Source organism: Truepera sp. (assembly GCA_032027045.1).
In the GTDB taxonomy this organism is placed as follows: Bacteria; Deinococcota; Deinococci; order Deinococcales; family Trueperaceae; genus JAAYYF01.
In genome coordinates, this window is the sequence record JAVSMU010000001.1 from 1,943,889 (window position 1) to 1,964,112 (window position 20,224).

General features: G+C 69.0%; 20 protein-coding genes. 12 read left to right on the plus strand and 8 right to left on the minus strand.

Going from position 1 to position 20,224, the window contains the following annotated elements; genetic code table 11:
* Positions 1-76 precede the first annotated feature (76 nt).
* From nth to ROY82_08960, 5 genes are all read left to right on the plus strand, one after another.
* A complete protein-coding gene (nth, locus tag ROY82_08940; protein MDT3682581.1) occupies positions 77-736 on the plus strand; it encodes an endonuclease III in 660 nt (219 codons plus the stop codon).
* Positions 737-875: 139 nt separating this feature from the next.
* Positions 876-1,946: a YpdA family putative bacillithiol disulfide reductase gene (locus tag ROY82_08945; protein MDT3682582.1), complete on the plus strand. Its 1,071-nt coding sequence runs from the start codon at positions 876-878 to the stop codon at positions 1,944-1,946.
* A gap of 97 nt (positions 1,947-2,043) precedes the next feature.
* The gene (locus ROY82_08950; protein MDT3682583.1) at positions 2,044-2,649 is read left to right on the plus strand and encodes a hypothetical protein; all 606 of its coding nucleotides are present in this window, start codon (positions 2,044-2,046) and stop codon (positions 2,647-2,649) included.
* Positions 2,650-2,720: 71 nt separating this feature from the next.
* Positions 2,721-5,270: a CBS domain-containing protein gene (locus tag ROY82_08955; protein ID MDT3682584.1), complete on the plus strand. Its 2,550-nt coding sequence runs from the start codon at positions 2,721-2,723 to the stop codon at positions 5,268-5,270.
* A 4-nt stretch (positions 5,271-5,274) separates the two neighbouring features.
* A complete protein-coding gene (locus ROY82_08960; protein MDT3682585.1) occupies positions 5,275-5,901 on the plus strand; it encodes a site-2 protease family protein in 627 nt (208 codons plus the stop codon).
* A 134-nt stretch (positions 5,902-6,035) separates the two neighbouring features.
* Here ROY82_08960 and ROY82_08965 read toward each other — a convergent pair whose 3' ends face one another.
* The 6 genes from ROY82_08965 to ROY82_08990 all read right to left on the minus strand — a co-directional run bounded on the left by ROY82_08965 (position 6,036) and on the right by ROY82_08990 (position 10,722).
* Entirely contained in the window at positions 6,036-8,087 is a 2,052-nt protein-coding gene (locus ROY82_08965) for a protein kinase (GenBank protein ID MDT3682586.1), read from the minus strand.
* The gene (locus tag ROY82_08970) at positions 8,084-8,851 is read right to left on the minus strand and encodes a Stp1/IreP family PP2C-type Ser/Thr phosphatase (GenBank protein MDT3682587.1); all 768 of its coding nucleotides are present in this window, start codon (positions 8,849-8,851) and stop codon (positions 8,084-8,086) included. The genes ROY82_08965 and ROY82_08970 overlap by 4 nt, the downstream gene beginning before the upstream one ends.
* A gap of 33 nt (positions 8,852-8,884) precedes the next feature.
* The gene (locus ROY82_08975; GenBank protein MDT3682588.1) at positions 8,885-9,517 is read right to left on the minus strand and encodes a DsbA family protein; all 633 of its coding nucleotides are present in this window, start codon (positions 9,515-9,517) and stop codon (positions 8,885-8,887) included.
* Positions 9,518-9,595: 78 nt separating this feature from the next.
* Positions 9,596-9,901 (minus strand): DUF3467 domain-containing protein, encoded by a 306-nt coding sequence (locus ROY82_08980; GenBank protein ID MDT3682589.1) that lies wholly within the window; start codon positions 9,899-9,901, stop codon positions 9,596-9,598.
* A 33-nt stretch (positions 9,902-9,934) separates the two neighbouring features.
* Positions 9,935-10,333 (minus strand): hypothetical protein, encoded by a 399-nt coding sequence (locus ROY82_08985; GenBank protein ID MDT3682590.1) that lies wholly within the window; start codon positions 10,331-10,333, stop codon positions 9,935-9,937.
* A complete protein-coding gene (locus ROY82_08990; GenBank protein MDT3682591.1) occupies positions 10,330-10,722 on the minus strand; it encodes a hypothetical protein in 393 nt (130 codons plus the stop codon). The genes ROY82_08985 and ROY82_08990 overlap by 4 nt, the downstream gene beginning before the upstream one ends.
* 77 nt (positions 10,723-10,799) lie before the next feature.
* Here ROY82_08990 and ROY82_08995 point away from each other — a divergent pair, with 77 nt between their 5' ends.
* The 6 genes from ROY82_08995 (at position 10,800) to ROY82_09020 (ending at position 16,237) form a co-directional block, all read left to right on the plus strand.
* Positions 10,800-11,507: a purine-nucleoside phosphorylase gene (locus tag ROY82_08995; protein ID MDT3682592.1), complete on the plus strand. Its 708-nt coding sequence runs from the start codon at positions 10,800-10,802 to the stop codon at positions 11,505-11,507.
* A gap of 32 nt (positions 11,508-11,539) precedes the next feature.
* Positions 11,540-12,379 carry a 3-hydroxyacyl-CoA dehydrogenase NAD-binding domain-containing protein gene (locus tag ROY82_09000; GenBank protein MDT3682593.1) on the plus strand — a complete coding sequence of 280 codons (840 nt, stop codon included), beginning with the start codon at positions 11,540-11,542 and terminating at the stop codon, positions 12,377-12,379.
* Between the two features lie 79 nt (positions 12,380-12,458).
* Positions 12,459-13,286: an enoyl-CoA hydratase-related protein gene (locus tag ROY82_09005; GenBank protein ID MDT3682594.1), complete on the plus strand. Its 828-nt coding sequence runs from the start codon at positions 12,459-12,461 to the stop codon at positions 13,284-13,286.
* 55 nt (positions 13,287-13,341) lie between these two features.
* On the plus strand, positions 13,342-14,358 hold the full coding sequence (locus ROY82_09010; protein ID MDT3682595.1) for an alpha/beta hydrolase: 1,017 nt from the start codon (positions 13,342-13,344) through the stop codon (positions 14,356-14,358).
* Between the two features lie 10 nt (positions 14,359-14,368).
* Positions 14,369-15,424, plus strand: a complete 1,056-nt coding sequence (locus ROY82_09015) for a M42 family metallopeptidase (GenBank protein ID MDT3682596.1) — start codon at positions 14,369-14,371, stop codon at positions 15,422-15,424.
* 15 nt (positions 15,425-15,439) lie between these two features.
* Positions 15,440-16,237, plus strand: a complete 798-nt coding sequence (locus tag ROY82_09020) for a metallophosphoesterase family protein (protein ID MDT3682597.1) — start codon at positions 15,440-15,442, stop codon at positions 16,235-16,237.
* Between the two features lie 8 nt (positions 16,238-16,245).
* Here ROY82_09020 and ROY82_09025 read toward each other — a convergent pair whose 3' ends face one another.
* Together ROY82_09025 and ROY82_09030 are read right to left on the minus strand one after the other, a co-directional pair.
* A complete protein-coding gene (locus ROY82_09025; protein ID MDT3682598.1) occupies positions 16,246-17,418 on the minus strand; it encodes a thiolase family protein in 1,173 nt (390 codons plus the stop codon).
* A gap of 74 nt (positions 17,419-17,492) precedes the next feature.
* Positions 17,493-18,401 (minus strand): hypothetical protein, encoded by a 909-nt coding sequence (locus tag ROY82_09030; protein ID MDT3682599.1) that lies wholly within the window; start codon positions 18,399-18,401, stop codon positions 17,493-17,495.
* 175 nt (positions 18,402-18,576) lie between these two features.
* On the opposite strand from ROY82_09030, the gene hflX reads away from it, so the two are divergent.
* Entirely contained in the window at positions 18,577-20,223 is a 1,647-nt protein-coding gene (hflX, locus tag ROY82_09035; GenBank protein MDT3682600.1) for a GTPase HflX, read from the plus strand.
* The last annotated feature ends 1 nt before the right edge of the window (position 20,224 follow it).

The following is a 20,224-nucleotide window of genomic DNA, read 5'->3' on the forward strand; positions in this document are numbered from 1 at the left end:
CATGAGCGTACCCGACCAGCCGCCATGGAAGCTGGTGGATAGGTCACTTATCACGGGCAGGGGTAGCATCGGGGCAATGGCCGTTACTCACCGCGAATCCCTCAAGGCGCGGCGGCAGCGCGCGCTGCAGGTCCTTACGGAACTCAAGGCGCTTTACCCCGACGCGCGCACCGAGCTGGATTTCACAACCCCGTACCAGCTGCTGGTTGCAACCCTGTTGTCGGCTCAGGCAACCGACGTGAGCGTGAACCTGGCTACTCCCGCCCTCTTCGCGGCCTACCCCGACGCCGCCGCCCTGTCGGTGGCCACCGCGGAGGAGGTGGAGCCTTACATCAAGACCATCGGCCTCTTCCGCACCAAGGCGAAGAACTTGGTGGCCACAGCCAAACTCCTGATGACCGAGCACCGTGGTGAGGTTCCGGGCACCCGGGAGGAGCTCATGGCTCTGCCCGGCGTGGGCCGCAAGACCGCCAACGTGGTGTTGGCCAACGCCTTCGACGTACCCACGATAGCCGTGGACACGCACGTTGGTCGCCTGGCGCGGCGCCTCGGGTTCTCCACGAGCCGCGACCCCGACAAGGTGGAGGCGGACCTGCGGGCGGTCTTCCCCGAAAGCGAGTGGATATTCCTCCACCACGCCCTGATCCTGCATGGCCGCCGCGTCTGCACCGCCCGCAAGCCCGATTGCGAACACTGCACACTGTGCCGCTACTGCCCCTCGTGCGGCAAGGTCTGAACCCGTCATCGCCGGGCTCGCCTTCAGTTTGCATTGCCGCCGCGTACCAGGAAGCCGGCGATCGATTCTTGCCTAGGAACCCTAGGCGCGAGTACCGACCATCCAGACCCAGCCAAGGCTCCCCTGGTACCTTGACAGCATGATCGACCTCGCGATAATCGGCGCCGGCCCCATCGGGATCGAGGCCGCCATCCTGGCCAAGCGCGCAGGGCTGACCTACCGGGTCTTCGAGAAAGGCGCGGTCGTCGATGCCATCCGCCGCTACCCCATCTCCATGCTCTTCTTCACGTCCTCGGAACGGCTCGAAGTCGGTGGCCACCCCCTCGTCACCACCACCGACAAGGCTACCCGCAAGGAGGCCCTGGACTACTACCGCAAGGTGGTCGCGAACGAGAACCTGGAGGTGATGGCGTACACGCGGGTGGTCGGCCTGGCACCCACCCTGTGCCCGGGCGGCTCACGCGGTTTCGAGGTCCATACCAGGCCGGCGGAGGGCTGGCGGCTGCAACCTCACGTACCGGACGACGTCGTACTGGCGCGGTACGTGGTGGTCGCCACGGGCTACTTCGACAACCCCAAGCTCCTGGGAGTTCCGGGCGAGGACCTGCCCCACGTCTCCCACTACTACGACGAGGGCCATGCTCATTACGGCCGCAACGTCGTGATCGTGGGGGGCGGCTCCAGCGCCGCCGACGCGGCCCTGGACCTGTTCCGGGCCGGTGCAAAGGTGTCGATGGTCCATCGGGGCGACGACTTCCGGCGCAGCCTCAAGTACTGGGTGAGGCCGAACCTGGAGAACCGCATCAAGGAAGGCTCCATCGACGCTTACTTCGGAGCCACGGTGAAGAGGGTCGAGCCGGCGGAGGTGGTGATAGACCAGGGCGGCGCCGAACTGCGCCTACCGGCAGACCGGGTGTTCCTGCTGACCGGCTACTACGCCCCACCCGAGCTGCTCGAGAGCGCCGGCGTGAGGATCGACCCCGGCACCCTGGCCGCGGAGCTGACCGCCGGAACCTTCGAGAGCAACGTGGAAGGGCTGTTCGTCATAGGTTCCGCGGGCTCGGGTTCGCGCACCGCCGACGTCTTCATCGAGAACGGCCTAGTGCACGCCAAGGTCGCGCTGACCACCATCGCCAACCGCATCGCAAAGCAGAGCGGTGAGCGCGCCTCCGCGGTCGGGGAGCCCGGCCTGAGCGCCATCCGAGGCTGAGCCGAGGAGCGGCTACACCACTTTCGCCACGCCGAACGGACGTCCACGCCCCTGGAACCCGTCCGGGGCGCTAGAATCCGGACAGGAGGTCGAAGCTATGAAGCAACGCGACCTGTTGATCGGCATCGGGCTCATCCTGCTCGGCGCCCTGTTCCTGGCTGGCCCGGCTCTCGACCTCGCCCAGGTCGGTTGGCCGTTCTTCGTGATAGTCCCCGGAGTTGCGCTCCTGTTCGTGGCGTTCACCTCTTCCGTGAGCAACGGTGCCCTTGCCATCCCCGGCGCCGTCCTCACGGCCATAGGCATCATCCTCCTCGTCTTCTCGCTCAGCGGCCACTGGCAGGGCTGGGCCTACGCCTGGGCCCTCATCCTGGCGGCATCCGGCGTCGGCACATACCTGCAAGGCATGATCACCGACAACCCGAAGCTGCGGAAGGCCGGCGTCCGCACGGCCACGTACGGCGTCTTGGTGGCCATCGGCCTCGGCCTGTTCTTCGAGCTCCTCATCTTCGGCAGCCGCAGCGCCTTCATCCGCTGGTACCTGCCGATCGCACTCATCGTCATAGGCGCCGTCATGCTCTACCTGAACTCGCGCAGGCGCCCGGCGCCCGTACGGGCCGCGCAAGTACCACCTGGCGTTGCCCCCACGCCGCCGACGCCCACAACTCCGGCGCCCACGAAGGCCGACCCCCAGGAGCACGGCTGAAACGTGCGTCCGGGTCACTCAGCCGCGCCGAGTAACCGGGAGGCGCGTGGCTGCACGGCGCGAGGCGCGGCTTGCGGCTGATAGTCACGCACGAGCAGCCCGACTTCGACGCCCTGGCCAGCCTGGCGCTCGCCAGGCTGCTCTTCCCCGGCTCCACCGCCACCATCCAGGGCGGTCTCAGCCGGCAGCTCAATGCCTTCCTGCGCCTCTACCGCGACGAACTCGACCTCACGCCGGTCGAACGCATCGACCTGCAAGACGTCGACGAGCTGGTGGTGGTCGACACCAACGACCCGAGCCGCATCAGACCGTTCGACTCGCTCCTCGGCCACGTGCCGGTCACGCTCTACGACCACCATCCTCAGATGGCCGGGAGCATAGCGGCGGCGCGCGGCATCAGTGAACGGCTGGGGTCCACCGCCACCCTGCTTACTCGCGAGCTGATGGCCACGGCGGTGACCATCCCCCCGCCCGTCGCCACGCTTGCGCTCCTGGGCATACACGAAGACACCGGCAACCTCACCTTCGACCAGACGAGCGCTGACGATTACCGCGCCGCCGCACACCTGCTGGCCAGCGGGGCGAACCTCCAGGTCGTCAGGCGCTTCGCGCACACGGCCCTCGATGCCGCCCAGTCGGCCTTCCGCGACGCGCTCCTAGCCCACACCGAGGTCCGCTTCGTGGCGCACAGGCCCGTTGCCGCGGCCGCTTTCGAGCACCCGACCTACGTGGCGGGCGTGAGCGGCACCGTCAACGACCTCCTCGACCTCTTCGCCGCCGACGCCGCCATCGTGGCCGTGAAGATGGGCGGCCGTACCCTGGTGTTCGCCCGCAGTAACGAGCGCTTCGACTGCGCCGCGGCGCTCGCAAGCAGCATCGGAGGCGCGGGCCACCCCGGCGCCGCCTACGGCAAGTCCAACGACCCCCCTCCGGTGGTCCTGGAGCGGGTATTGGATGCGCTCGCGCTGCACGCGGCCCCCACGCTGGTAGCCGAAGACCTCATGAGCACGCCCGTGCGAACGGTACGGCACGACACCTCCGTGGCGGAGGCGACCGACAAGCTCCTCCTCTTCGGGCACAACGGCATGCCCGTCCTCGACGACTCCGGACAGGTCATCGGCGTCGTCTCGCGCCGCGACCTCGACCGCGCCAACCGCCACGGCCTGGCCAACTCGCGCGTGAGCGGCTTCATGACCCGCGACGTGATCAGCGCCCCAAAGACGGCCACCCTCCCCGAACTCGAGGCGCTGGTGCTGGATCACAACATCGGCCGCATACCCATCGTCGACCACGGGCGGTTGGTGGGAATCGTCACGCGCACCGACCTGATCGGCGCCCGCCACCGCGAGACGACCGGAGCGGACGTTGCGGGCGGCCTCCTCGCGCGCCTGCCCAGCCGCGTGAAGCGCATCCTCGACGAGGCCGCGGCCGTGGCCAGCGGCAGGGCCCTCTACCTGGTGGGGGGCACGGTGCGCGACCTGATGCTCGGCGCCGGCGTCAAGGACGTCGACCTCGTGATCGAGGGCGAAAGCGCCGAGAGCTTCGGTACGCGCCTCCAGGCGCGCCTTGGCGGCACACTGTCGTGCCACGTGGACTTCGGCACCTGCACGCTGGCGCTCGAAGGCGGCGCCATGCTCGACCTGGCGACGGCGCGCGAGGAGACGTACGCCCGCCCCGGGGTGCTGCCCGCCGTCACGCCCAGCTCGTTGCGCAAGGACCTCGGCCGCCGCGACTTCAGCGTCAACGCCCTCGCCCTCAGGCTGCGGCCCCAGCCGCACCAGCTAATCGACCCGTTCGGTGGAGCGGCGGACTTGGCGGCGCGGCAACTCAGGGTGCTGCACCCGCTCTCATTCGTGGAGGACCCCACGCGGATCCTGCGCGGCGCTCGGCTGGCCGGCCGGCTCGGATTCCACTTCGAGCGCGGCACGCTGTCGCAGGCACGCGCCGCCCTCGACCCGCGGTTCCTGGGCAACGTCAGCCGCTCGCGCCTTCGCGCCGAGCTGGAGATCACGCTGGACGAGCCGCGAGTGGCACCCGCGCTAAGCGTTCTTTGCGAGCTGCACGGCCTCGAGGCCATGTTCGGCCTACCCCGCGCCGAGGGTAGGTTGGACCCCCTGAAGCTGACAGCCGCCCTCGACGCCCTGCGCGAGGCCGGGCCGGTGCCCACCGAGGCCTACCTCCTCGCCCTTTTCGTGGGCGTACCCGTCGCCGACCTGGAGAAGCACGTCGAGGAGTTCAACTGGCCCCGGCGGCACCTCGCCACCCTGGCGCGGCTACACAAGGCCCTCGATCCGGGCCTCAGGCCCACCCACGAGGGGCGGCCGGAGCCACTGCGCGACGAGGACTTAGAGGCGCTGGAACCGGCCGCGCGGCTGCTACTGCGCGTCATCGACCCGGAACTGGGCCTCAGGGTCGAGAGGATAGAGTCCGGCACGCCCCGCAGGAGGCTCCGCGGGAGCGATGTGGTAGGTTTGGGGGTGCTGCCCGGACCCCGTGTAGGGCGTGTTTTGGACGAGGTAGCCCGCGCCAGGGCCGAACACGAGGTAGCGACTTTCGAGGAAGAACTCGACCTGGCCCGGCGGCTGGTCAAGGCGCAGGGTAACGCCGGCGGTCTGGAGTGAACCGATGTTCCTGAGGCTCATCAGCCAACCCACCGTCCTGGTCATCTCGGCCATCGTCATGGTCATGGCGCTCATCTTTCACAACATCGTTCAGGCGTTCGTGGCCGAGAGGCTGGGAGACCGCAGCCCGCGCCTGGCCGGCTTCGGCGCTTTCGAACCGCAGCGCCAGCTCGACCCCTTCGGCGTCCTGTTCCTGTTACTGCTCGGCTTCGGCTGGCCCCGCGCCGTGCCCGTCAACTCGCGCAACTACCGGCGCCGCACCGAGGCGTGGGTCTGGTTGGCCGGCATCGGCTCCTACCTCGTAGTGGCGTTCGTCAGCCTGCTGATCGCGGCCGTCTTCCGCTCCCTCGAGAGCCCCGTGCTGTACCTCTCGTTCGAGGTGGCCGCCAGTTACGCCGTGTTGCACGCCGTCGTCAACCTGTTCCCGCTGCTCCCGCTCGACATGGGCCGCGCCGCGCTCGCCTGGGGCAACCCCGACGTAAGGCGCGTGATCATGCAGATCGCGCAGTTCGGCGTGCTCGGTTTCATGGTCTTCTTCTTCGTACTCAGCGCCACCGGCGTCATAGGACGCATCATGTTCCTGGTCGAACGGCTGTTCTCTAACATCATCGGCCTCATCCCGGGACTCTGACCTAGCGGACGGGCCGATCCTCGGAACACCTCGAAGACCGCCTAAAGGCCATACGCCCTACCCGGCCTCAGACCACGCCACCGTCAGAACGCGCCACCCTCAGAGCACCCCCATGCTCTGAAGCACCCCTATGCTCAGGCCTCCGCCTCGGCCGCCTCACTACTCCGCTCCCGCACGTCCACCACCATCTGCACGAGGGGCGCGTACGTCTCGAACGTCTCCATCAGCCGGCCGGCGGGGTCGAACTTGCGGATCAGGTGACCCCCGCGCCGCGCCACGTACAGGTAACCCGAGTCGTCGACGCCCAGGTCGACGAGCGTGTCCGTGCCTTCTCCCTGGCGAGCGTCCAAGTTGAACGACACGCCTACCTTGCCGTCGGCCGTCACCTTCCGCACCTTGCCGGCGCTGGCGTCGGAGATGTAGACGTTGCAATCGGCGTCCACGGTCATGCCGTCCAGCAGCCGCAGGCCGGGCTGCTCGGCCGACACCTTGAACGCCCAGCGCGTCTGGTAGTCGCCGTCGGCGCTGAGGCGCTGGACCTGGCGGTTGCCGTAATCGAGGACGTAGACGCTGCCGCGCCAGTCGACCGCCACGGCCCGCGGATCGTCGAAGGTCCCGTGGCCCTTGCCGCGCCCACCGAAACGCGCGATGAACCGACCGTCGTTACTGAAGCGTGACACCATGAACGTCTCGCTGTCGAGCACGTAGACCGTGTCGTCGGGCGCAACGGCCAGCCCCAGCGGGTAGAGGAACTCGCCCGGTTGCATGCCGTAGGGGCCGAACGACGTCTTGACCGTGCCGTCCGGCGCCAGCTTGTGGATCATCTTGTGGCTCTGCTGGCCCACGCGGTACTCGAAGATGGCTGCGAACACGTCCCCGCCGGAGTCGACGCTGACGGCGAGGGGCGCGGCGGAGAAGTTGCCGCTGCCGACACCGATGTCGCCGATCGACGTGTGCAGGTTGCCGTCGGGGTCGAGGATGCGCAGCACGCCCTGGCGCGCCGAGACCGTCAGGAGGAGACGCGTGGGCAGGTTGCCGGCATCGTCGGCCTCGAAGTCCACGTCCTCGAGCGTGTCGTAGACCTCGTCGAGCGTCGGCCGCTCGTCGGCGTCCTTGGCGATCATACGCATGACGAGCTGATCGAGCGCCTTGGGAACCCGCAGGTCCACCTGCCTGGGCGGCGGAGGCGTCTGGAAGATCTGTTGGTGAACGATGGCCTCGTAGCCACCCTTGAACGCCGTCTGGCCCGTCAGCATCTCGTAGAACACCAGGCCCAGCGAGTAGATGTCGGAGCGGTGGTCGATCTTCAGACCGCGCGCCTGCTCGGGCGACATGTAGACGGGCGTACCGACCCTGGCCCCCGTCATGGTGAGCCTCGACAGCACCTTGCCACCGGCGATACCGAAGTCCATGAGCTTCACCGCGTCGGGCCTCAGCCGGGCAGCTTTGCTACCGTCGCCCGGCTCGATGCCGCCGCGCGTGATCATGACGTTGGCCGGCTTGATGTCGCGGTGGATGATGCCTGCCGAATGGATGTGCTGCAAGGCCCGCACGACGAGCCGCATGATCTCGACCGACAACGGGATGTCGAGCTCGTGCCCCTCGATGTAGCCCTCGAGGGAGCGCCCGTCCACGAACTCCATGACCATGTAGTGCTGCACGCCGACGGCGCCGTGCTCGAAGGTGCGGACGATGTTCCTATGGTTGAGGCGTTGCGCCACCTCGGCCTCGCGGTGGAAGCGGCGGATGAACTTGGCGTCGGCCACGTACTGTTCCATCGGGATCTTGAGGGCGACCACCTGATCGTCGCTCAGCCTCCGTGCACGGTAGACGCTCGCCATGCCGCCCGAACCGACCTTCTCGAGCAGGCTGTAGCCGGGCACGTCGGCCGCCTCGAACTGCTGGGACCCCGTTCCGTCGGCCGTGCGCCCGTCGGCGGGGCGCCGCGGCCGCCTCCTAGCGGGCGCCACTCGGCTGCTCCTGGCGCTCTGCACCGTTGCCGGGACGAGCAGGCCGAGCGCGATGACCGCGAGGACGATCGGCGTGATGGCGCGCTCCACCCCACCGAGCCACAGCACGCCGACCGTGAGCAGCACGGCCAGCGACAGCAGTGCGCCCAGCACCCAGACGGGTGCCCGCAAGAGCAGGGCGACCAGAATGGCTCCGGCGACCCATAGGACGATCATGGCTCCACACCGAAGATGACGAGCGTGATGTTGTCGGGTCCGCCGCGCTCGTTGGCCAGCGCGATCAGCACCTCGACGTTCATCTGGCGATCGGAGTTGCTCTGGATCTCGGCGAGGATCTCCTCGGGCTTCACCTGACCGTGCAAGCCGTCGGTCGAGAGCACGAGCACGTCACCAGGCTGGACCTCCAGCTCGATCACGTCGGGTGCCACCTGCGGACGGGTGCCGAGCACGCGCGTGATGAGGTTGCGCCACTCGTGCTCCTCGGCCTCGGCCTCGTCCAGGAGGCCCTTCTCGACCTGCTCTTCCACCCAGGAATGGTCCTTCGTGAGCTGGTAGATCTTGCTTCCACGAACGAGGAACGCTCGCGAATCACCCACGTGACCCAGGTAGGCCTTGCGGCCCACGATGGCCACGCAGGTGAGGGTGCTACCCATGCCACGGCGGTTGAGGGTCTTGGTGGCCGCGGCGTACACGCGCCGGTTGGCGAGCCGCATGGCCTTGTCTATCAGGCTGCCGATGCCCACCACGGGGCGGTGCGCGCGGATCTCCTCGGAGTACCGGGAGAACGATTCGTCGAGCACCTCGGTCGCGAGCTTGCTGGCGACCTCGCCGGCGGCCGCGCCACCCATGCCGTCGGCGACGGCAAGAAGCGTCAGTTCCCCAACGTCCAGGGGGAACTTCCAGACGCGGTGGAAGTCCTCGTTGAAGGGCCTGACCCGCCCCACATCGGAGCCGTGGCCCACGTTATGTCCGAGACGCACGACACGAGTCTACATTCTATGGGCCGTCAGGGTTCAGTTTCCCTTGGTGCGCGGTCGGCGCACCGTCTGCAGGTACGGGTAACGCTCGAGCATCCGTCGCACGTCCTGGAACAGCGCCACCCCCTCGTCCACGCTGCGCGGCACCTCCTGGATGCGGAGGTAGGCCGTGTGGCCGCTCGGGAACACCACGGTCGGGGTGCCGAAGATGTCCCTGGCCGCCGCACGCATGTGCTCTTGAGCCAGCACCGTGCGGCATTCCGGGTTGGCGAGCTCGTGCTCGAACAACGCCAAGTCGAGGCCCACTTCGTTGGCAACGCCCGCCACCGTGGCCCCGTTGAAAGGCTGGTAACGCATGTGGTTGGCGCGTTGCAGCGCGAGGCGGAACGCGTCGTGCGCCTGGGCGCCCTGCTTGCGAGCGGCCAGCGAGGCCAGGAACGGTAGCAGGCCCTTGCACCCTCCCCCATCTCCCCTGTCCAGCGGCTCGTTCCAGAGCTGCCACGCGTTCACCGCCCCCGGGGCCCTACGAGCGTGTTCGCTCTGGTAGAGCGAGAAGTGTTCCCAACGGACGTCCAAGCCAAGCGGCTCGCTGATGAGCGCGAAGAGTTCCGCCGCGCGCCAGGAGAATGGGCAGATGTAATCGAAATACACGGTGACGCGCTCTGGCATGCCGTCATTGCATCATCGGGCTCGGCGCCCTTGGGTAGTGGCCGACACAGGAGCACCGAAGGTCGAGCAGCCGAGTCGTCAGTTGGGATCCTCGCTACCGTCGTCAGGCAGGGCCTGAAGGCCCGTCCCGTCGTCCCGGGCCGGCGGCTCGGGGATGACGCCGAAGCGGCCCTCGTAGCGGCGGATGTTGTCCTCCAGGCTCCTAAGAAGCGCCTTGGCGTGCCGCGGGCTGGTGACCAACCGCGCGGTCACGACGGGCTGCTGACCGGGCATCACCAGCACGAAGTCGAGGAGAAACTCATCCGGCGTGTGGGCTATCACGGCCCCGTTCGTCGGGCGACCGCGGGCCGTCTCCTTGTCGATCTCGAGCTTGAGCGGGTTCATGCCACAGGCTAACCGCGGAGCGGCCGGCGGGTCTCAGCCTTCGACCGCCAGCTCCTCCAACCTGGTCAAGCGGTTCCTGACCGCGAAGCGGGCTCGACCCAGGTCCGCGTCCGATTCCAAGGCCATCACGACCACCCGGTCGCTTTTCGTGAGCGGCACGAACAGGAGGGGTCCCGTGTCGAGGTCGAGCATCATTTGCTTGGGGCGTGAGGCGCCCGAATCGCCGTCGCCGCTACCGGGGAGTAGCTCGCCGAGGGCCGTGGCGGCGGCCAGGGTGGTCGTCATGACGCCGGCCGCACGCGCCATGACCGCATCGTCGTGGCTGCGGCCAGCCAGCATGTCGCCGGCGCCGTCGACCAGTGCTGCTACGGTCGCGCCGCGAACGGCCAGGAGCTCGTCCAGCACGGCTTCCAACGCCGGTATACCGCTCATGCGAACGCCCCGGCCAGTTCGCTAGCCACTTCGGCGGCGAGGCGTCTTACGGAGCCCAGGTCGGCGCTGGCGCCCACGACCACGAACAGGAAGAGCTCGCCGTTCACGCGCCGAGCGAGGTAGCCGCCGCTCTCCGAGAGCGCCACGAGTTCGTCGATCCGTGCGCCCAACTGCTGGCTCATCTCACCCGCCACGATCGTGAGCACGGACGTGAGGTCGGCGGCCACGCGCTCCAGCTCGTCGGCGCCCGGCGCCGAGCGGAGCTTGCTCGCCTGAGCGTCGTTGGGGTGGCGCTCGACGAGGAGCCCGTCCATGCCCACGACGGCCACGACCCGGCACCCGGGCAGCCGGGACCAGAGTCCAGCGAGGACGTCCTCGAGGTTCATCATCGGCGGCACTCTAGCACTCGCCAAACGCCTTCGGCGTGGGGCTGTTCATACGTCCCTGCCTGCTATCATGAGAACCGATGACGCAACTTCACGTTCGCGCACCCGAGGGCGCCGTAGCACCCATCGTCCTGCTACCCGGCGACCCGGACCGAGCCACTCTGGTGGCGGAACGCTTCCTGACGAACCCGGAGCCTTACAACACCTACCGGCACCTGTACGGCTACACGGGCACCTACCAGGGCGTCCGCGTGAGCGTCCAGGCCACCGGCATGGGCTGCCCGAGCCTCGCGATCGTGGTCGAGGAGCTCGTGCGCGAGGGCGCGAAGACGCTCGTGCGCATCGGCACCGCCGGCGTCGTCGGCGCGGGTATCACTCCAGGCGACCTGATCGTCGCCACCGGCAGCGTCGCCAACGACGGCACCACCCGTCAGTACCTAGGCCCAGCCAGCTACACGGCCGTCCCGGACTTCGAGCTGACCCAGACTCTGGTCGCCGCCGCCAAGCGCCGGAAACCGGCCACGCACGTCGGTCTCATCCAGACCGACGACGCCTTCTACGCCGTTACCCAGGCGGCCACGGTCGAGCTCGCTGCCAAAGGCGTGCTGGCGCTGGAGATGGAGGCCTCGGCCCTCTTCATGCTGGGCAAACTCAGAAGCGTCAGAACCGGCTGCATGCTCGTGGCCAGCAACCGCATCGGCGACGCCTCGTTCGTCGCACCGGAGATCTTGGACGAGGCGATCCTCGAGATGATCGAGGCGACCCTGAACGCCTGCGTGGCCCCCTGAGGCAGCGCGCGTTCGGCGAGAGGAGTAAACGGATGAAAGTAGCGGTCATCGGAGCGGGCGCCATGGGCTCGGGCATCGCACAGACCTGTGCGCTGGCCGGGCACGAGGTAACCCTCCTGGACACCGATCACGGGGCCCTGGAGCGCGCGGAGAAGACCATGCGCGGCAGCTTGGCGCGCATGGTGAAGAAGGAGACGATCGACAAGGCGGCAGCCGACGAGGCGATGACGCGAGTGACGGCCAGGCACGGGATCAGCGGGCTCGAGGACGCCGGCGTGATCATCGAGGCCGTCTTCGAGTCGCTCGAGGTCAAGCGCGAGGTCTGGGGTCAGCTGGCGGCGATCACGTCGAAGGGCGCGCTCCTCGCCACCAACACCTCCAGCCTCTCGGTCACGGCCATCGCCGAGTTCAGCGGGCGCCCCGAACGCTTCTGCGGCATGCACTTCTTCAACCCCGTGCCGATGATGGCGCTGGTAGAGGTCGTCCGCGGGCTCCGCTCCAGCGAGGAAGCCGTCGAGCAGGCCAGGGCGTTCGCCGAGGGCATCGGCAAGACGCCCATCGTGTGCGAGGACAAGCCGGGTTTCATCGTCAACCGCCTGCTGGTGCCTTACATCAACGACGCCATCCACGCCCTCTCGGAAGGGGTGGCCAGCGCCGAGGACATCGACCGGGCCATGAAGCTGGGCGCCAACATGCCCATCGGGCCGCTGGCCCTCGCCGACCTGGTGGGGCTCGACGTGAGCCTCGCGGCGGCCGAGTCCTTGCTGACCGAGTTCGGCGATCCGAAGTTCAGGGTGGCGCCGCTCCTTCGTCAGATGGTCCGCGCCGGCAAGCTCGGCCGCAAGTCGGGCGAGGGCTTCTACAACTACTGACCGAACCGATCACCCACCTTTAGGGGCCCCATGGCCCGACCCGTGGCGCCCCGTGGCCCACCCGACAGGGAGCTGGAACATGAGCGACGAGCACGACCCGAACACCGACGGCCTGGAAGACCTGGGCGAGGTCTCCTTCGAGCACCTGCGCTACGAGCTCGACGGCGAGGTAGCCATCATCACCGTCGACCGCCAGCAAGCCCTCAACGCCCTCAACCAGGACGTGCTGTACGAGTTGGGGTTGGCCTTCGACCTGGCGGCCTCCGACACGGAAGTACACGCCCTCGTCATCACCGGCGCCGGCCGCGCCTTCGTGGCAGGCGCCGACATCGCCGACCTGCGAGACCTTGGCGACTCCTTCGCGGGCCGCGACACCTCCCTTGGCGGCCAGGACGTGGCCAATACCCTCGCCTCCCTGCCCTTCCCCACCGTCGCCGCCATCAACGGCTTCGCGCTCGGCGGCGGCCTCGAACTGGCGCTAGCGGCCGACCTGCGGGTGGCGGCGCCAGGTGCCCGCATGGGCCTGCCGGAGGTGGGGTTGGGGCTCATCCCGGGCTTCGGCGGCACGCAGCGCCTGCCCCGCCTGATCGGTCAGAGCCGGGCCCTAGACCTGATACTCACGGCGCGCCACGTCGCGGCCGACGAGGCGCTGCAGTTGGGCCTCGTCAACCGCGTTGCCGAGGACGCGCTCGAGGCGGCCGTGGCGCTCGCGCGCCAGGCTGCGAAGAACGCGCCGATCGCGCTGGGCCTGGCGAAGGAGGCCGTCGTTCGCGGCCTCGAGGTGACGCTGCAGCAGGGACTCGAGATCGAGGCCGACCTCTTCGGCATGGTGGTCACCACCGCCGACATGCGTGAGGGCACGAGCGCCTTCTTGGAGAAGCGCTCAGCGAAGTGGTCAGACAGCTGAGCTGAAGCTGGGGCCAAGACGCCAAGCGAGCGGCGTGCCGCGCTTAACATGCGGCATGCCGTTTCGCATCAAGGTATCGCTGGCGATAATCGCCCTGCTCGTGCTCCTGGTCGTCTTCCTGCCCCTCGTCGTCAGGATCCCGCCGCCCGCGAACACCCTCTCACTCGAGGCCGCGGTGGCTGCCGTCGACCGCCCGGACGGGCGGCTGCTGGACGTGGACGGCGTGCAGCTCTACACCACCTTCACCCCGTACTCCGGCACGGGCGAGGCGCCGCTGGCGTTCGTGCTGCTGCACGGCTACGCCTCCAACGCCTTCTCTTTCGACGCCATCAGGGAGGGCCTCGCAGCCTTCGGTGACGTGGTGGCCTTCGATCGGCCCGGTTTCGGCCTCTCCTCGCGGCCGCAGCCGGACGATTTCCGCGGCAGCGAGAACCCTTACGGCCCGGAGGCGCAAGTGAGGCAGACGGTCGACCTCATCGACCGCCTCGGGCTCGAGCGCGTGGTGCTGGTAGGCGACAACTCGGGTGGCGTCCTGGCGCTCGAGGTGGCCCTCCAGCATCCCGAACTGGTGGCGGGCCTCGTGCTGGTGGCGACACCCGCCTATCTCCTCAGCCAGGGCGGGGGGGCGCCGAAGTGGCTGCTCGCCACCCCTCAGCTGCGGCGGGTCGGGCCCATGCTCATGCGCCAGGTCGCAGGACCTCCGGGGGAGCAGATGTACACGGGCGCCTGGTTCGACGGCACCAAGGCCACGGACGCTCAGCGCGAGGCGCGGATGATCGGCACCACCGTCGCCGGCTGGGACCAGGGGCTGTGGCAGGTCACCCTCGCGGGCCCCCCGGTCAGCCTCGAGGGACGCGTGCAGCAGGTGCGTGCCCCCGCCCTCGTGGTGGCCGGTGCCGCCGCCGGGAGCGTGCCGCTGTCCGAGTCGGAACGACTGGCTGAGGAGCTGCAGGATCCCACGCTGGTGAAGCTCGAGGCCTGCGGCGACCTACCGCAGGAGGAGTGCCCGGGCCAACTCCTCGGCCTCGTTGCCGACTGGCTAACGGGCGCCGGCGGTCTCATAGCGCGGTAGACTCGCGACCATGGAGTTATTGAAGCGTCTGTCGGAGGCGCCCGGCGTGCCGGGGCGCGAGGAGGAGGTCCGCGCCATCGTGCGCGCCGAGATAGAGGGCCTGGTCGACGAGGTCTCGGTCGACGCCATGGGCAACCTCATGGCGCTCAAGCGCGCCGGTAAGGAAGGCGCGCCCAAGGTGATGGTGGCCGCGCACATGGACGAGATCGGCTTCCTCGTGCGCTTCTTAGACGACAAGGGCTTCCTGAGGGTGCAGCAACTAGGCGGCTTCGACCCGCGCAACCTCTTCGCGCGGCAGGTTCACGTGCACGCCTCCATCTCCGGCGAGACGCTGGTGGGCGTCATGAACCCCGCCGGCAAGCCGATCCACATCAGCACCACCGAGGAGCGCGCTAAGGTGCCCACGCTCGATGCGTTCTACGTGGACCTCGGCCTCCCCGCCGACCAGGTCAAGGCCAAGGTGCGCTTGGGCGACATGATCACGTTGCGCCAACAGTTCGAGGACCTGGGCGAGGTCGTGACGGGCAAGGCGCTCGACGACCGGACGGGCTGCTGGATCCTCATCCAGGCCATCAAGCGCCTGAGTGGCGTGAGCATGAACGCCGACCTCTACGCGGTCTTCACGACGCAGGAGGAGATCGGCCTGCGCGGTGCTCAGGCGGGCGCGTTCTCGGTGGCGCCGGACGTGGGCGTGGCGCTGGATACCACGCTGGCGGTCGACACTCCCGAGATCGGCGACCACCTCAGGGTCACGCAACTCGGCCACGGCACGGCCCTCAAGGTGATGGACTCGAGCATCGTGAGCACGCGCTGGCTGCTCGACCATTTCATCGCCCTGGCGGAGAAACACGGCATCAAGTACCAGTTGGAGGTGCTGCCGCTCGGCGGCAACGACGCCGCGGCCCTGCAGAAGGGCCGGGGCGGTGCGGCCGCGTTCACGATCTCCACGCCGTCGCGCTACGTTCACACCGTCACCGAGATGGTCTCCAAGTCAGACCTGGAGGGGGCCGTGCAACTCCTCACCGCTTTCATGCGAGAGGGCGTCGAGCTGGGTGAACGCGTCTGATCACCTCCACCAAGCATGAGCGCCGCTGACGGGGTGGGGGCCGGCGCCGAACGCCGCGGCGGACCCATGACCATCGGCCTCATCAGCGACGTTCATGCGAACGTCATCGCGCTGGAGGCGGCGCTCGAGGCGCTCAAGCGGCGCCGCGTCGACACCATCCTCTGCCTTGGCGACCTGGTGGGCTACGGCCCGGCGCCTAATGAGGCCATCGACCTGATCCGCTCCGAGGGCATCGAGTGCACGTTGGGGGCGTCCGACGAACGCCTCGCCTTCGGCTTCATCTCCGCGTCCAAGAAGCGCCACGGGGTGGCCGACGAGATCCTCTCTTGGACCCGGGGCGTCCTCGAACCCTCGCACCTGGCCTTCTTGCAGGGCCTGCCCGTTCAGAAACGGATACAGACCCCGGCCGGTTGGCTGCGGTTCTTCCACGGCACCGTCGACAACACGAACGAACGCCTCAACCTCAACCAGGACCCGCACTCGCTGACGCGCATGCTGGAACGGCACCGGTGCTCGATACTCGCCTCGGGCGCCACGCACGTGCCGTTCTTCCGCCGCGTGGGCCCCAACGGCCTGGTCGTGAATCCCGGCTCGGTCGGCCTGTCGCTGAACGGCGAGCCCGGCGCCGACTACGCGCTGCTGACGGTCAGCGAAGACAGCGTCGAGATCGAGATGGACAAGGTCGAATACGACTTCGCCGCCGTGGCATTCGAGATCGTCGCGTGGGGTATCTCGCCCATGGTGGCCGAGGCGGTGCAGATGGGCCGCCTGCCCGAGAAGCTGGCGGGCGGCATGGGTGACGGCCCCGCCTGAAGTCCGGCTCAGACCAGTTCCAGCCCCAGCGCCTGGCCCTCGCCGCCGCCGATGCAGATGCTGGCCACGCCGCGCTTCTTGCCCTTGAGCTTCAGGGCGTTGAGCAGCGTCACCAGGATCCGGGCGCCCGAGGCCCCTATCGGGTGGCCGAGAGCCACGGCACCGCCATGGACGTTCATCACGTCGGGGCCGATCCCGAACTCGCGCATGACCGCCATGGGCACCACGCTGAACGCCTCGTTGACCTCGAAGAGGTCGACGCTGTCGGCACCCCAGCCCGTCCTCTCGAACAGCTTGTGCATGGCCCCCAGTGGCGCCAACGTGAACCATTCGGGCTCCGTGGCGAAACCGGCCCAGCCTTCGATGGTCGCCAGCACCGGCATGCCGCGGGCGGCCGCGACCTCCTCGGAGGTGATGACCAGCGCCGCGGCACCGTCGTTGAGGGTGCTGGCGTTGGCGGCCGTGATCGTGCCCTCCTTCTCGAAGGCGGGGCGCAGGCGCGCCATCTTCTCGAAGTCGGCCTGGGCCGGGCCCTCGTCGCGCTCTACCACCACCGTGCCGCGCCGGCCGGGCACCTCGACGGGGACGATCTCGGCCGCGAACGTGCCGTCCTCACCGGCGTTCTGCGCCCGGGTGTAGGAGCGCTTGGCGAACTCGTCCTGCTCTTCGCGCGTGAAGTCGTACTTGGTGGCACACAGTTCGGCGCAGGAGCCCATGTGCTTGTCGCCGTACACGTCCCAAAGGCCGTCGTGGATCATCGAGTCGATCAGCTTGGCGTCGCCGAGTCGCAATCCCGCTCGCGCGCCGGGCACCAGGTAGGGCGCGTTAGTCATGGATTCCATGCCGCCCGCCACCACCACTTGCGCGTCGCCGACCGCGATGGCGCGGCCCGCCTGTATGACCGCCTCGAGAGCCGAGCCGCACATCTTGTTGATGGTCACTGCGGGCGTAGACCTGGTCAGGCCCGCGTAGATGGCCGCCTGGCGTGCCGGCGCCTGCCCCTGGCCGGCCTGCAGCACGTTGCCCATGAGGACGAGGTCCACCGCGTCGTTCGCCACGCCGGCGCGTTCGACGGCCCCGGCCACCGCGGCCGCTCCGAGGCGCGCGGCAGGCAGCGAGGCGAAGGCGCCCTGAAAGGCGCCGAGAGGAGTGCGCACGGCACTCGAGATGACCAGCTTCATCCAGTTACCTCCGTAGTACCGGGGACCCGCCATGGGCCCCCAACGCCTCCAAGCGTACAGGTCGGCGGGCGCCCTCAGCGTCGGAAGGAGACCTCGGCGGATACTCCGGCCCACTCGACTCTCAGGGGGCGGTACAGGTCGAAGCCCGCCGGCAGCAGCACCACACCCGACACGGGGGCGTCAGGCGCTACCGTCTCGGCGGAGCCGACTTGAAGCAGCAGCCGGTACGGGTAGCGCACCTCTAGCTCCCGGCTGCCTTGAGCGAAGCGCAGAGTGTTGTCCCACGCCGACTCCTCGACGGCGGTCACCTGCAGCAGGAGCAGGTTGTCGCGGGCGCCGTCCTGCCTCCAGGCGTCGTCGAGCGCGGCGTCCACCTGGGCGGTCAGCTCGGGACGCGCCAGGGGCAGCAGTGCCAGGTCCACGAGGGTGAGCCCCACGCCGTCGTGGAAGAAGCGCAGCACCGGCACGCCGGCGGCCAGCTCCCCCACTTCCCACGCAGCGTCATCGCCCTCCAGTTGGACCGCGGCGTCGTTCGGGCTACTTCCGGGCAAGGCCTCGAGCGCGAGGGCTACCCTCACCCCGGTCGCCAGATCGACCGCGACCCCGGTAGGGTCGGGCGCCACCCCCAACAGCTCGAGGGCGTCCAACGGCGCCCACCACTCCTCACCCGTGCGGATGACGGGCGCGGAGAACGAGACCTCCGTCGGACCGCCGTCGCCCGGCCGCTGCTGGAGGCCCGCGGAGGAACCGGCGAAGAAGGTCACCACGCCCAAGGGTCCCCGGTAGGTGAAGACGTCGCCACTCCCGGTTGCCACCACCCCAGCCGCGCGGGCGAGGTCGGTAAGCTCCACGAACACGGTTCCCGAGCGGCTCGAAGCCCTGACGGCGCCGCCCGACTGGGCCAGCACCGGGCCGGTGAGGCTCACGAGCAAGACCGTCAGGAAAGCGATCAGCGCGCCACGGACGGTTGTTGGGGCCGGCATCGTCGCGAGCCTAGCATGCGGCCCCCGAGGGCTAGAATGCCCTTGTTCACGCGGGCATGCGCCAAGCAGATGCCCCTCGGCGAGAGGAGCCGCGACCATAGAGAAGGTCCACGGCCGCACTACCGGCCTGAAGAGCAACCAACTGAAGCGCCTCAGCAACTTGTACCGGCGGCGCGTGCCGCCCGAAGCGGCCGTGACGGTCGACCTGGCCCGTGCGATGGGCCGGCTGACCGTCGAGTTGAAACGTGGCGTCAGCCTGCTGATCGACCGCCGCGGTCGCGTGCTCACCGTGGCGGTGGGCGACGCCTCCGACACCCCCTTGCCACCGGTGCACGGCGAGGCCGAATCGCGCCTTTACGGACTGCGTCTCGCTCACACGCACCTCAAGCCAGGGGGCCTCTCCGGCGCGGACCTCACCACCTTGTTCATGAACCGCCTCGACGCCATGGTGGCGCTGGACGTGACACCCGCCGCCGGTTCCGCCGACGCGGTCGTCGTTGGTCCCGCCCACCTCGCCTTCGTTGCGCCCGCAGGGAGCGACCAGGAGGACTGGCTGGTGGAGGCGCCGATGACGGTACGCCAGCTCGAGGAACTGAACTTCCTGGAGCGCGTGCACGCGCTGGAGGAGGAGCTGGCGCGCGACTCCGCCGCGCGGGAGGTGCACCGGACGAGCGCGGAGCGCGCCGTGCTGGTGGGCCTCGCCGGTAGGGAGGGCGCCTTCGAGACCGAGTCGCGCATGACGGAACTCGCGGAACTCGTGCGCAGCGCCGGCGCCGACGTCGCGGCGTCCACTTTGCAGCACCGCGACAAACCGGACCCGCGCACGTTGGTGGGCGAAGGCAAACTGCAAGAGGTCGTCGCTCTGGCGTTCCACGAGGACGCCGACCTGTTGGTCTTCGACCGCGAACTGTCGCCCGCTCAGGCGCGCGAGGTGGAGGCGTTCACCAAGCTGAAGGTGCTCGACCGCACTCAGGTCATCCTCGACATCTTCGCGCAGAACGCGCGCGGCCGCGAGGCGCAAGTGCAGGTGGAGCTGGCGCAACTCCACTACCAGCTCCCGCGGCTGGCGGGCCGCGGCGTCGCCATGAGCCGCCTCGGCGGGGGCATAGGCACTCGCGGTCCCGGCGAAACCAAGCTCGAGGTCGACCGCCGCAAGATCCGTGACGGCATAGCGAGCTTGGAGGCCGCGGTGGACGCCATCAGCCGCCGCCGCAGCGAGAGCCGCAAGCAGCGCCTGCGGAGCGCCACGCCCACGGTAGCGCTCGTCGGTTACACGAACGCCGGCAAGTCGACGCTCTTCAACGCACTCGCCAAGTCCGACATGCTGGCGCGCGACAAGCTCTTCGCCACCCTGCGCCCCACCAGCCGCGAGGGTTGGCTGCCCGGCCTCGGGCCGTTCGGCGGCAAGGTCGTCTACACCGACACGGTGGGGTTCATCCGCGAACTGCCCGAGGAGCTGGTGAACGCCTTCCGCGCCACCCTCGAGGAGTTGCACGACGCCGACCTGCTGCTCCACGTGGTCGACGCCGCGAACCCTGGCGCACCCGACAGGGTCGACGCCGTGAGGCGGGTCCTCGACGACCTAGGGCTAGAGGTGCCCCGCCAGGTGGTGCTCAACAAGGCCGACGCGGCCGACCCCCAGGTGGTGGCCGAGCTCGCCAGGCGTTACGACGCTCGAATCGTCTCCGCGGTGACGGGGGCGGGTATGGACGAGCTCAAGGCCGCTCTGGCCCGCGCCCTCCTGGACGCCGGCGTAGAGGCTCCCGCCCCCGAGTGGGCGGCGTTGACGGCCCAGCGGGAGGGCGGCGCCCACGGTGGCTAGC

Bases quoted from the DNA above. Each gene is read 5' to 3' on its own strand.
- ROY82_09010 (MDT3682595.1), top strand. From the start codon at position 13,342: ATGCCGTTTCGCATCAAGGTATCGCTGGCGATAATCGCCCTGCTCGTG.
- ROY82_08945 (MDT3682582.1), top strand. From the start codon at position 876: ATGATCGACCTCGCGATAATCGGCGCCGGCCCCATCGGGATCGAGGCC.
- ROY82_09005 (MDT3682594.1), top strand. From the start codon at position 12,459: ATGAGCGACGAGCACGACCCGAACACCGACGGCCTGGAAGACCTGGGC.
- ROY82_08975 (MDT3682588.1), bottom strand. From the start codon at position 9,517: ATGCCAGAGCGCGTCACCGTGTATTTCGATTACATCTGCCCATTCTCC.
- ROY82_09000 (MDT3682593.1), top strand. From the start codon at position 11,540: ATGAAAGTAGCGGTCATCGGAGCGGGCGCCATGGGCTCGGGCATCGCA.
- ROY82_09015 (MDT3682596.1), top strand. From the start codon at position 14,369: ATGGAGTTATTGAAGCGTCTGTCGGAGGCGCCCGGCGTGCCGGGGCGC.
- ROY82_09025 (MDT3682598.1), bottom strand. From the start codon at position 17,418: ATGAAGCTGGTCATCTCGAGTGCCGTGCGCACTCCTCTCGGCGCCTTT.
- ROY82_08965 (MDT3682586.1), bottom strand. From the start codon at position 8,087: ATGATCGTCCTATGGGTCGCCGGAGCCATTCTGGTCGCCCTGCTCTTG.
- ROY82_09020 (MDT3682597.1), top strand. From the start codon at position 15,440: ATGAGCGCCGCTGACGGGGTGGGGGCCGGCGCCGAACGCCGCGGCGGA.
- ROY82_08990 (MDT3682591.1), bottom strand. From the start codon at position 10,722: ATGATGAACCTCGAGGACGTCCTCGCTGGACTCTGGTCCCGGCTGCCC.
- ROY82_08985 (MDT3682590.1), bottom strand. From the start codon at position 10,333: ATGAGCGGTATACCGGCGTTGGAAGCCGTGCTGGACGAGCTCCTGGCC.
- ROY82_08960 (MDT3682585.1), top strand. From the start codon at position 5,275: ATGTTCCTGAGGCTCATCAGCCAACCCACCGTCCTGGTCATCTCGGCC.
- ROY82_08950 (MDT3682583.1), top strand. From the start codon at position 2,044: ATGAAGCAACGCGACCTGTTGATCGGCATCGGGCTCATCCTGCTCGGC.
- ROY82_08995 (MDT3682592.1), top strand. From the start codon at position 10,800: ATGACGCAACTTCACGTTCGCGCACCCGAGGGCGCCGTAGCACCCATC.
- ROY82_08980 (MDT3682589.1), bottom strand. From the start codon at position 9,901: ATGAACCCGCTCAAGCTCGAGATCGACAAGGAGACGGCCCGCGGTCGC.
- ROY82_09030 (MDT3682599.1), bottom strand. From the start codon at position 18,401: ATGCCGGCCCCAACAACCGTCCGTGGCGCGCTGATCGCTTTCCTGACG.
- nth (MDT3682581.1), top strand. From the start codon at position 77: ATGGCCGTTACTCACCGCGAATCCCTCAAGGCGCGGCGGCAGCGCGCG.